The organism is Taibaiella koreensis, from assembly GCF_003545715.1.
GTDB classification, from domain to species: Bacteria; Bacteroidota; Bacteroidia; order Chitinophagales; family Chitinophagaceae; genus Taibaiella; species Taibaiella koreensis.
In genome coordinates, this window is sequence record NZ_QVNU01000001.1 from 1,000,285 (window position 1) to 1,011,394 (window position 11,110).

The 11,110-nt window shown below is 49.1% G+C and carries 11 protein-coding genes; 7 read left to right on the plus strand and 4 right to left on the minus strand.

The features are described 5' to 3' along the window. The first annotated feature begins 51 nt into the window (after positions 1-51). Complete coding sequence (locus tag DZK30_RS04435) at positions 52-1,170, plus strand: HlyD family secretion protein (RefSeq protein WP_118972861.1); 1,119 nt, start codon at positions 52-54, stop codon at positions 1,168-1,170. 53 nt (positions 1,171-1,223) lie between these two features. Continuing rightward, positions 1,224-2,798: a DHA2 family efflux MFS transporter permease subunit gene (locus DZK30_RS04440; protein WP_118972862.1), complete on the plus strand. Its 1,575-nt coding sequence runs from the start codon at positions 1,224-1,226 to the stop codon at positions 2,796-2,798. An 89-nt stretch (positions 2,799-2,887) separates the two neighbouring features. Here DZK30_RS04440 and DZK30_RS04445 read toward each other — a convergent pair whose 3' ends face one another. Next, entirely contained in the window at positions 2,888-3,631 is a 744-nt protein-coding gene (locus DZK30_RS04445; protein WP_118972863.1) for an ATP-grasp domain-containing protein, read from the minus strand. Between the two features lie 98 nt (positions 3,632-3,729). On the opposite strand from DZK30_RS04445, the gene DZK30_RS04450 reads away from it, so the two are divergent. From DZK30_RS04450 to DZK30_RS04470, 5 genes are all read left to right on the plus strand, one after another. Then, a complete protein-coding gene (locus DZK30_RS04450; protein WP_118972864.1) occupies positions 3,730-4,020 on the plus strand; it encodes a hypothetical protein in 291 nt (96 codons plus the stop codon). 70 nt (positions 4,021-4,090) lie between these two features. Further along, a complete protein-coding gene (locus DZK30_RS04455; RefSeq protein WP_118972865.1) occupies positions 4,091-4,558 on the plus strand; it encodes a GNAT family N-acetyltransferase in 468 nt (155 codons plus the stop codon). A 23-nt stretch (positions 4,559-4,581) separates the two neighbouring features. Further along, entirely contained in the window at positions 4,582-5,163 is a 582-nt protein-coding gene (locus DZK30_RS04460; protein ID WP_118972866.1) for a Crp/Fnr family transcriptional regulator, read from the plus strand. Positions 5,164-5,227: 64 nt separating this feature from the next. Continuing rightward, complete coding sequence (locus tag DZK30_RS04465; protein WP_162902836.1) at positions 5,228-5,680, plus strand: DoxX family protein; 453 nt, start codon at positions 5,228-5,230, stop codon at positions 5,678-5,680. An 88-nt stretch (positions 5,681-5,768) separates the two neighbouring features. After that, entirely contained in the window at positions 5,769-6,563 is a 795-nt protein-coding gene (locus DZK30_RS04470; RefSeq protein WP_118972868.1) for a GNAT family N-acetyltransferase, read from the plus strand. On the opposite strand, the gene DZK30_RS04475 is transcribed toward DZK30_RS04470, so the two are convergent. The 3 genes from DZK30_RS04475 to DZK30_RS04485 all read right to left on the minus strand — a co-directional run bounded on the left by DZK30_RS04475 (position 6,560) and on the right by DZK30_RS04485 (position 11,059). Further along, positions 6,560-6,958, minus strand: a complete 399-nt coding sequence (locus DZK30_RS04475; RefSeq protein ID WP_118972869.1) for a hypothetical protein — start codon at positions 6,956-6,958, stop codon at positions 6,560-6,562. The genes DZK30_RS04470 and DZK30_RS04475 overlap by 4 nt on opposite strands. A 1,833-nt stretch (positions 6,959-8,791) precedes the next feature. Next, positions 8,792-9,073, minus strand: a complete 282-nt coding sequence (locus DZK30_RS04480) for a hypothetical protein (protein WP_162902837.1) — start codon at positions 9,071-9,073, stop codon at positions 8,792-8,794. Positions 9,074-10,219: 1,146 nt separating this feature from the next. After that, positions 10,220-11,059, minus strand: coding sequence for a T9SS-dependent choice-of-anchor J family protein (locus DZK30_RS04485; protein ID WP_118972871.1), 840 nt, complete (start codon positions 11,057-11,059; stop codon positions 10,220-10,222). Positions 11,060-11,110: the final 51 nt, after the last annotated feature.

Genomic DNA, 11,110 nt, shown 5'->3' on the forward strand with positions numbered 1-11,110 from the left:
CGCCAAAGCAGAATACAAATCACATTCAACAGCACATTCTAATAAGCAACAATGGAAAATAATCAGGCACAACCTCAGGCCGCTGAGGAAGCAAAAAAACCAAAGAGCAAACGTTTCGCCATCGTATTTGGCGTACTGGTGGTCGTAGGTGGCACTTACGGCGTGATCAAATACATGCATGCACAAAAACATGAAGAAACGGATGATGCCCAGGTAGAATCGCTGATCAGCCCCGTTATTCCCCGTGTTTCGGGATACATTAAAGAGATCAGGGTAAACGATAACCAGCTGGTGAAAAAAGGCGATACCCTGGTCGTACTGGACGACCGCGACTACGCCGTTAAGGTATCGGAAGCTGAAGCTTCCCTGGCAGCGGCACAAAGCAGCGCTTCTGTAGCAGGAGCCGGCGTTCCCGTGGCCTCGGCCAATATTTTTTCAGCTGAGTCCAACATCAACACGGTAGATGCCCAGATCGAAGCGGCAAAAGTAAACGTTTGGCGTGCCAACCAGGACTTTGCCCGCTACGAGAACCTGATCAAGGACCACAGCATTACCCAGCAGCAATATGAGCAGGCCCTTGCTGCCAAGCAAACCGCCGAGCGTCAGCTCGATGTGCTGAAAGCGCAGAAGCAAGGCGCCAGCAGGCAAACTGCAGCCATAACCCAGCAGCGCAATGTTACTTCAGGCCAGGTGTCCGTAGCCAACGCTACTATTAAGCAGAGAGATGCCGAGCTGCAGGCTGCTGTGTTGAACCTCAATTATACGGTGATCGTTGCCGCAGTAGATGGCCAGGTATCGCGTGTTAACCTCCAGCCGGGACAATTGCTCCAGGCCGGCCAGGCATTGTTCAATATCGTACCGGGCGACGCCCGCTGGGTAGTGGCCAACTTTAAGGAAACACAGCTTACCAAAATGCGGCTGGGACAGAAGGTATCGGTTAAGGTAGATGCCTTCCCCGACCATGAATATGAAGGCAAGATCACTTCCTTCAGCCCGGCCACAGGCGCCAAATTCTCTTTGCTTCCGCCCGACAACGCGAGTGGCAACTTTGTAAAGGTGGTGCAGCGTGTACCGGTGAAGATCGAATTTACCAATCCCAAAGATGATAAGCTGAAGCTGTTGCGCGCCGGTATGAACGTATACGTAGACGTGCACCTGGATTCCAAATAGGTGCGGCTATCCTGCCGGCCCTGAAGCCGGCAACTCAACAATTTTAAACCATTATGCAACAGGAATCTTTAGTAGAATACGGCAGCAGGAGAGCCATCGTCACCGTCACCGCCATTATGTGTGCGCTGCTGGAGATCGTGGATACGACTATTGTCAATGTGGCCCTCAACAATATGAAGGGCAACCTGGGAGCGACCTTGAGCGAGATCGGTTGGGTAATTACTGCCTATGCCATCGGTAATGTGATCATTGTGCCGATGACCAGCTGGTTGTCGCAGCAGTTTGGCCGGCGCAATTACTTTGCGGCGTCCATCATGCTGTTCACCATATGCTCCTTCCTTTGCGGTAATGCCTCTACCATGTGGGAGCTCATCTTGTTCCGTTTCCTGCAAGGGGTAGGCGGCGGCGCCCTGCTGGTGACCTCGCAAACGATCATTACCGAAAGCTGGCCTCCTGAAAAACGGGGCATGTCGCAGGCGATCTATGGCCTGGGCGTGATCATTGGCCCCACACTGGGCCCACCCCTGGGAGGCTATATCGTGGAAAACTACAGCTGGCCTTATATCTTTTACATCAACATTCCGCTCGGTATCGCGGCTTTCATGCTTACCCTGCAGTATGTACGCAGTCCCAAGTATGCCGAGAAGAAATCATCGAAGGAGATCGACTGGTGGGGTATTGTTTTCCTGGCAGCAGCTGTAGGCTCACTACAATACGTGTTGGAACGAGGGCAGGAAGATGACTGGTTCAATAACCATGAGATACTGGCGCTGTCTATAGTGGCATGCCTGGGCTTCTATTTCTTCATATGGCGCGAGCTTACTTACAAGAATCCCATTGTGGAGCTACGGGTATTGAAGAACGGGAATCTCCGTATTGGTACCATACTGTCCTTTATCATGGGCTTCGGTTTGTACGGGTCTACCTTCGTGGTGCCGCTGTACCTGCAGAACTCCCTGGGATGGAATGCCCAGCAGGCGGGCATGATCATGATCCCGGCAGCGTTGATGACCGCCTTTATGATGCCCATTATTGGTATGCTGATCCAAAAAGGAGTGAAACCACAATACCTGGCGGCTATGGGTATGTTCCTTTTCTTCGTATACAGTTTCTGGGGCTATAAGATATTGACACCCGATACTTCGGGCAATGCCTTCTTCTGGATGCTGATGATGCGTGGTCTGGCCATGAGTATGCTGTTCATTCCCGTGTCGACCATGTCGCTGTCCACGCTTAAAGGGCAGCAGATAGGGCAGGGCGCGGCCTTTACCGGTATGATGCGGCAGCTGGGAGGTTCCTTCGGTATTGCGCTCATTACTACTTTCATGACCATCGGTAACGCCACGCACCGTAGCGATATGCTTAAGAATATTTCGCCCGACAATGTTTCCTTTGCCCAGCAGTATAACGGCATGGTGAATAAGTTCATGGCAGCAGGTATGCCGGCCAATGCAGCTTCTGCCGCAGCTTACAGGATGATGGAAGGATCGGTGATGCGCCAGGCTTCGGTGTTGACCTATATGGATGTGTTCCTGTATATCGGCCTCATGTTCCTGGTATGCGTACCCTTTATCTTAATGATCCGGAGCAGCAAGCAGAAGGTGAGCATGTCTGAGGCGATGCATTAACGCCTGCGGGCAAAAGATTTTTCAGAAGAAGAAGAGGGGCTGTTCCGTAAGTGGAGCGGCTCCTCTTCTTTTTGCCGGGAGGGACGATCTTAACGATCAAAAGCACAAAGGTCCTCGTAGCCGGTAAGCTGAGCCCAACGTGTCGCCAGCAATCTGGCATAGTCGGTATAGAAGAGGCCGTAGGCGCCGATGCTGAAACCTTCGTTAACCTCGACCAGCAATGTGCGTCCCTGATCTGTGACGCCGAAATCCATGGCATAAGCTGCCGGTGCATCAACAAAATCCCGGACGGCATTCTCGATCACCGTTGGGTCGTAGTGAAAACGATAGCTACCCTTGTACGGCCGTATGTCGAGTATGCGGCCATACCGCACAAATACCCGCCATTCCCTGAGGAAGACCACGGGCCCCGAAACCCAGACCGGTGTATTGTTCTCTTGGTCGCCGCCGCCCCTCAGGTCGCTGAAGCTGCGGATAACCCTTCCGGTAAATTTTTTTCGTTCATTCCTGGGCTTGACAAAAACGGGCCATTGCCCGGGATCGTTGCTGATCTCGTCAATGGTGGAACTGCTGAGCGACCGGCCCAGGTAATGTCGCAGGCTGGCGGGATAGCTGATATCAGCCGGCAGAGAAAGGCCCAGATGCTCTAAGGCATCCTGCATATATTGTATTGAACCTACGGCCACACAATCCCGGTCGTCAAGGGGAATAGCCGACGCTGTTTCTGTTTCGATCAGGTGAAAGCCAAAATGACGAAAGGCCTCCGCGGCAATGATAAAATTCAGCTGTGCCGGTTCACCGTTGCGGGGTGATTTTTCCAGATAAAGACGCATTTTTTTTTATCTTAGATTTATATTATTTTGTTGATAATAGTTGAAAATGATAGCAAAGCGAAAAATAAACAATTACTTTTGCTCCAAAAATAACATAGATGAAATATTGTACTTTTTCCTTTAGCGTCCACTACAACAACCGGAAAGTGAAAAGCGGCGTGGCTCCCTATCGCGGAGAAAACCTGGAGGCAGAAAACCTGCGGGAGTTTGTACAGGAGTATTTTTCAGGCGCACCCGAAAGCTACAACCAGATCGAGGTGAAGGTAGAAAAAGAATTTGAGGGTGAAGAACAGTGGATCAAGGGTGTTATTGACCTCGATACTTTCCGTTATCTCCAGAAAGTGAATGGCTATGCCGGCGAACTGCTGCAGAAATATTTTGATCGTTAATTGAATAAGATAATCCGATAAGGAATACGGCAGGATCTCATCCTGCCGCTTCTGTTTTAAGCGCTTTCTTATGGATGTGAGCCTTTGCACCAAAGCAGACTTTGACCAGATCAGGTCGGCGATCGTCGCCTTCTGGGGCAGCGACCGTACCCTGTACCTCCACCATCCTATGCTGATCTATGAATTTGGCAGTACGGCTTTCGTGATCCGCGACGGCGATATAGTGGCCGCCTATCTTTTCGGTTTTTTTTCCCAGACAGAGGACCTGGCTTATGCACACCTGGTTGCCGTAAGGGAAGGGTATAAACGTCAGGGACTGGGCCGGCAGCTCTACCGGCATTTTATCGGAGTGGCTAAGGAAAAAGGATACGGGGTGCTTAAAGCCATTACTACAACCGATAACCCAGCCTCGATCCGTTTCCATACCGGTGTCATCGGGATGCAGATGAAGGGAGAAGATATGGGAGCGGGAATACCCGTCGTACAAGACTATTCTGGCCCTGGCATGCATCGTGTCGTTTTCACCAAAGCACTTTAATCCCCGTTATAACCGTCGGCTATATGGATCCACGGCAACAGATCAAGGCAGCCATCGATCGCCTGCAAGCCCTGCCGGAAGAAGAATGGGAGGCTTTTGCTGCGCAAATGACCCTGAAGCGCTATGCCAAAGGCGTCAGTCTTACAGAAGAAGGCCAGGTCGAAAACCACATCTATTTTCTGAACAGCGGCGCCACACGTCATTACTTTATCCGCGATGGAAAGGAGTTCACGGTCGATTTTCAGTTTGCAGGCGATTTCGTTACCGCTTATTATTCCCTCATCACACGCGAGCCCAGCACCGTCTTTATCAGTGTACTCGAAGAGGTAGAAGCATGGGTGATCTCACGCAATACGTTGCAGCATTTCTACGAGCGGTCCAGGTATGGTGAGCGTATTGGGCGCCTGATCGCCGAAGAACAATATGTGAAACGACTCCGTAAAGAAATGGCGTTGCGCTCGCTTACCGCCGAAGAGCGCTACACGGCCCTGATGGCCAAAGATCCGGCGCTTGTCGCCAATATTTCGGTAAAGCACCTGTCTTCTTACCTGGGCGTGCAGCCCGAAAGCCTGAGCCGTATCCGTAAGCAATACAGGAAAAGCTAACATAGATCATTTTCTGCGCCGGCTGCCGTGCCGAATTTTGTACGATAATCAAAAGCCCGAGCTCATGAAAGTTTTGTCTGTATTGATCATAGCCTTTGCGCTGACAGTGGGTATTTCCCGCCTGGCCTCCGGTAGCTGGAACTTCGTTTTCGGCGGTAACCTGGCAATGTTCCTTATGCTCTGCCTTACAGCTGTAGGTCATTACAAATTTGCCGAAGGTATGGCGATGATGATCCCGGATCCAATCCCGTTCGGGAAAGAGATCGTTTTCTGGAGCGGTATTACCGAAGTATTGCTGGGTCTGGGGCTGCTGTTTCCGGCAACGCGTACGCCGGCCGGTATAGCCTTGCTACTCTTGTTTGTGTTGCTGTTGCCCGGCAATATCCATGCAGCCCTCAGGCATATTGATTTTGAAAAGGCCAACCATGAAGGCCCGGGACCCGCCTATCTTTGGTTCCGCATCCCCATGCAGGTATTGCTGATGGCCTGGGTGTACTGGTTTTCGATCCGTAAATGACGGAAGGGGAAGGTTAAGACAATTGTGTCAATGGTGTAACACAATGTTTGGGGCTATAGGAGCGTTGTATACCTGCTAAAACCTCAATATGCTTATTGTTCCGTTGCAGCCGGAAGACCTCGACCAAGTGGCGAACTTAACACCCGAAGGCTGGGATAACCTGGTCCCGCATTTTACCTTTAACCTGCAGGCACCCTTTTGCTTCCCGCTAAAAGCGCTGCTGGACGGCGAGATCGCCGGCGTAGGCAATGTGATCTGTAATGCCGGTACGGCCTGGCTGGCGCAGATCGTGGTACATCCTTCCTTTCGCAATCGCGGGGTGGGGAAGGCGATCACTTCGGCCCTGCTGGAGCAGGTCGACCGCCGACGTTTCCCGACCATACTGCTGGATGCTACCGATATGGGCTATCCCGTGTACCGCAGCCTGGGTTTTGAGACCATTTCCCGCCATGTTCATTTTTCAGGTTCCTTATTGCCGGAGCATACGACATCTGCAATCGTTCCCTATGAGCCGGCTTATCGCATAGAAGTATTACAACTCGATCGCAGGGCGACCGGCGAAAACAGGGAAGCTATTCTGGAGCCATACCTGGAGCAAGCTTATATTTACCGGGATGGCGATAAGGTAAGCGGAGTATTTTTCCCTACCCTTTATCGTGGTCTCGTGGTGGTGGAAAATGTTACCGCGGGATTGACGCTGTTGCAGATGCGATTGGGCAGCAAAGCCCATGCCATGTTGCCTGAAGAGAATACGGTCGCACTGGCGGCACTGGAAGAATGGGGATTTAAGGAGCAGCGACGCTCACGACGCATGCGCCTTGGGCCCGCAGTGCCCTGGCAACCCCGCATGATCTTTAACGTGACCGGTGGCGCATTGGGCTAAACTGGCGCCACAGGCTGCCACTGGTGCTTCCCGGGATAATATTGCTGGCCGAATTTAATGTGCAGCCGCTCATAATCGCTGGAGTCGCGCATCAGCAGTACCGGGAAGAGATACTGGCCATCGATGGTCAATACTTCTTGCTTGTCGTTAAGGAACAGGCAATACGTTTCACTATTGAAAAAACGTCCTTTTTTGATCGGGATGGGGATAGAGAGCTCCGTGGCCACACCCCTGACCGTATTTTCCGGCACAGTAGCGGCAATATCTCCCTTGTCCCGGGTATAGATGTGGAGCACAGCCGTTGTGTGCGCGATATGATCCGCATGCCGTTCGCTGATGTCAAAAGCTTCGCCGGCTATAGTGTAAAAGATTTCGCAGGGTACCTGGGACGTCATATACAGGTCGTTTGTGTGTTATAATAACCCTTATATCCACATAATGTTGCGTTTGCGCCATCCTGGCTTTTTAGGGCTTTAGCCGCAACTTTCCCTGTGGTTCCTGTTCTTGCAATATACCAACACCATTAGTTTATGAAGAGACCGCTGCTGTGTGCCGATTTTGCCGGTTCTATTCTACCTGCGGAGCGGCTACATGGGAAGGCAGTCCGGGCATCCCGTGAGCTAAGTAAATTCGCGGTGCAGGTAACAAAGCGCACATACCCGCGCCGGAACCAGACCTGAATTGCTCACAGAAGTTAAAGGCGACCATAAAATGAGGCTTAAGAAGATCCCTGCAACCATCGGGTATCTCTATATCCTGACGTTTAGGGTTTTGTCGCTTTCTATTTGCGTTTATTTATAATTTGTTGAATTTTTAATAATTATGAATTATGATGAGCGTATTGTTTATTATCCCCTCTCTTTACGCTTGGCGAAAACCCGTAAATATTCACGCTTATTACCTGAAAATAACCACTTATAAACTAAATACTACCGTTTGTTAAATTTTGTACATTAAATTGGAACATCCTTTTTACATTCGTAATGTATTTGATCCAAATACGTATTGTTTATTGAGTTAGTAGATTTTATGCAGTATTATTTTAAGTGCGGGTAATATTGCAACAGCCGGATTTTAACATTTTTCAAAATGATTAAAATCCGGAATCGATACCAACGGCCTCCGGGCGCAACATAATGTACTGACTGATTCCGAATCAGTACTATCACCAGAAAAAGGAAGGGTTATCCGGGGAAGGATAACCCTATTTCTTTTGTATCATGCCTCGTCTTAAAAAAACGTTGGAATCAAGCGGAATGGGTAAAAGAGGGACCAAGCGGAAAAGGGATCAAGCGGAAAAGTTGGGGGGAGATGTGTCATGATGATCTTGTGAAAGCTTAGCGCTAAAGAGTGAGATAGACGGTAGCGTCAAGACTTAATCAAACAATTTTTAGGTGTGTGGGTATTGCGAGTCATCGTTATGGATGCCAGGCGAAGCCAAACTGCCAAAGACGCGTGGCCGTCTGGCGTGGGGCAGCTATGGACAATACTCCTTCCTGAATACCAGATAGTGCTATATAGGAAACCAGCCAAAACAGGATCAATGAAAAAAGATCCTTTTGGTTAATGATTAAACGTTGATCTATGATCCTATGTCCGGCAATGCTGCATTAAAGTTGCTATCTGTTTTCAAGCCCGGGTGCGCTGGCCACAAAAAAACAGCGGAGCATTGTTTTTTTGCCGCCTTTTTTCTTTCTTTTTTGGCGGAGCAAAAAAGAAAAAGATATTGACACCCAATAAAAATACAGGTAAGGCAAAGCGTGCTGACTAGTATTTGTAGATGTACAAAAGTTTGTTTCCTTTATCCGGATAGCCATTTACTTTTTTATCATCCCCCAGATATTTCGCTTGATCCTAAAAGAGGGGGATCAAGTGTAACCGGGATTACGTTTTGGGCTGTTGTTATTTAGGAACAAATTGTGTCCTGTTTTCTATATCCGGATAGTCATTTAGAACAAATCAAATCGTTCTTCTCTGGAATATTGCTTAACCCTATGCATCGTTGGATTCAAAGGTTGGCCCAATCAATTTTTCCCGGGCTACTTCCGATAAAGTTGGAAATAAGAAGACGAATTGGATAAATTATGCTGGTCCCAATGCGGATATTAGCATTCTTTATACAATTGGTGAACGACTATTCATTATCTTTGTGCTTTCATGGTGATAGGGTTTATAGGGGCTGGCTCATTCTTGGGCTGGCTTTCCTTTTTTAACCCCATTTCTTACCTTCAGGGCAGCTGCAATTGCTGCCGGGTAATGCTGAGCAATTCCATGTCAATATCGGCCAGGGACAGATCCCCGTGATCGTTGAGAATTTGCTGGTATAAACCGTCCAATGCTTCCAGTGTTGAAGGGATGAAATCGTCGAAGTATACGACACGCTCCTGGGTATCTTCACTGCTGCCATCAAAACGAAATAAGGGTCCTTGTGCCAGCCTCGTGCTGATCGCCTGCTCCAGCAGACGGCTCACCTGCTCTTTCATATTGCTCTTTTTATCGTTCCCGGGCATAACCTGCATTACCAAAACAGGGCCTGGATATTGGTTTTATCATGCTGTTCTTGTGGGCAAAACAGGCTTCAAATGTACATTTCCGCGTGTGCAGCTGCAACCCCCATTTTCGTACCCCCTCTTTAGTGTCTTTTAAAAGTTTCATTTTTGTTAAAATGTACCTGGAAAAGTTACTGTTTTTTACCTGTATTTTCCTGTCAATCTCCTTCTTACCTTTGTGATACTGAAAGCAATATCACCTGTTACCCGCTTGCAAAAGCAAAAACCACAGGATATGGATAAGGAATTTATTAACAGTAATCAGTTGATCGCCCTGTTAACAATAGGGGTCCTGGCCCTTATCGTTTGGCTGGCAGTTTACATTCCTATTTCGGAATTTACCATGTAGATCTCCGAACGGATAAATTAGCCGCTTTGACCTGTCTGTAGCCCTTACGGTTACAGGTGATCGTTGTCGCCGTGCTCAGCTGATCTAAGAAATGAAATATACATTCCTGTCCCTGATACGGATTTGCCTCCTCTTTTTACGGTTCTTGAAGGGGTAAGGACGGTTAGGGACAGGAATTTTTTAATGGTGACAAGATCATAGGATGGCCGCCGCAGTGCCGTTGTCGCACTTCGTACATTGGAATTACGTAGCTATCGTTGTCATTGAAGCGTTCACGGCCCGTCTTGTCCGGCAAGCCGGTCGGAACGCGCCAGCGGTCTGAACGGTGGCTGAAAGTATATAGCGTGTTTAAACTTGTTTTGTTTTGCTCCTCCGGGAGCAATTATGGTTTATCTGGTTTGTCTACACCTCTTTTGTCCCTATAGGACAATTTCAGGGCTGCTTATTTTTTTGCTATAGACCTTAGTCCCTGCAGGCAATGTTATTAAACTAACCCATGGTTGTGTCCCCATAGCATTAAGGGCCTCTATGGCGCCCGCATCAATGAGCATGATACAGTTCCGGTGTAGTCGGTCCTATGTTGAGCATTGATGTTCCCCATAGAACGAACACTTTTTGCCATGATCTGAGACTTTTGAATAATTGTTCCATTCCCTCAACTTTTCTGCTTGATCCCTGTCGTACTTCCGTGCACAGCTATATGCAAACAAGCCCGCAAGATCATGCGGGCTTGTTTAAGCTTTATCCGGATGGCAGGTTTATTGTTTGATAAACGGCATCATGCCTTTGCCATACTTTAGAAAGTACATACCCGGGGCAAGCTGTTGCAGGTCATGCTTCTGCTCTTTGATGGAGAAAGCCGCTCTTACCTTTCCCGTTATGTCTATGATCTGTCCTTCATCCGATACCAGCTTTTCTTTACCGGTATATTCCCAATGCAGGGTTTGTTGTACAGGATTGGGGTAGATCTTCCAGGAAGCCCGGTCCATAACGGTTTCGTCGATCGAAGTGGTGGTTGCCTTTACATTAAAGTTGTCCACTGCGGCGGTAAACCAGTTCTGGTACGAAGTGTAATGAAAGGCAAGATAAGCCTGGCCGGTAGTCGGTGGGACAACGATATTGTTCGTATCCCTGAAGTTGTGATTGGCGCTGCTGTGCAGGCCAATGAGATTGGCCAGCAACACTTTTCCCGTGGCAGTTGCCGGGTCGGCGCTACCTTTGAGCAGGTACAGCTGTATGCTGTCGCCGGCCTGCAAGCCCATGATGGAGTAGACATTGATCTTGAAAGATACCTTGGCTCCTGTGCTCAAATTCAGGGAAGGCGAAACCGACCAGTCGTTGGTCAGTTGTGTCTCGACGCCGTCCATCGGGTATTGATGGAATAAGCAATCGGGCGCCGAAGGCGGAACGATAGCGCCGTCGGGCGCTTCAGAAAGATACTTCCACGAGTGAACACTGTTGTAGCCTTTCCGGAAGGCTTGCCAGCCGGCCTTTTGCGCGGTGTTGTCGAAGTTGCTGGAATAAGGGAGCGGGGTTTGCGCTGATGCGGAAAGCCATAGTCCGGTCACTACGCTAGTCAGGATAGCGATGCGTTTCATGTTGCCTGTCTTTTTGTGGTTAGAGATTAAATTGGTTTAGGTCAATAGCCC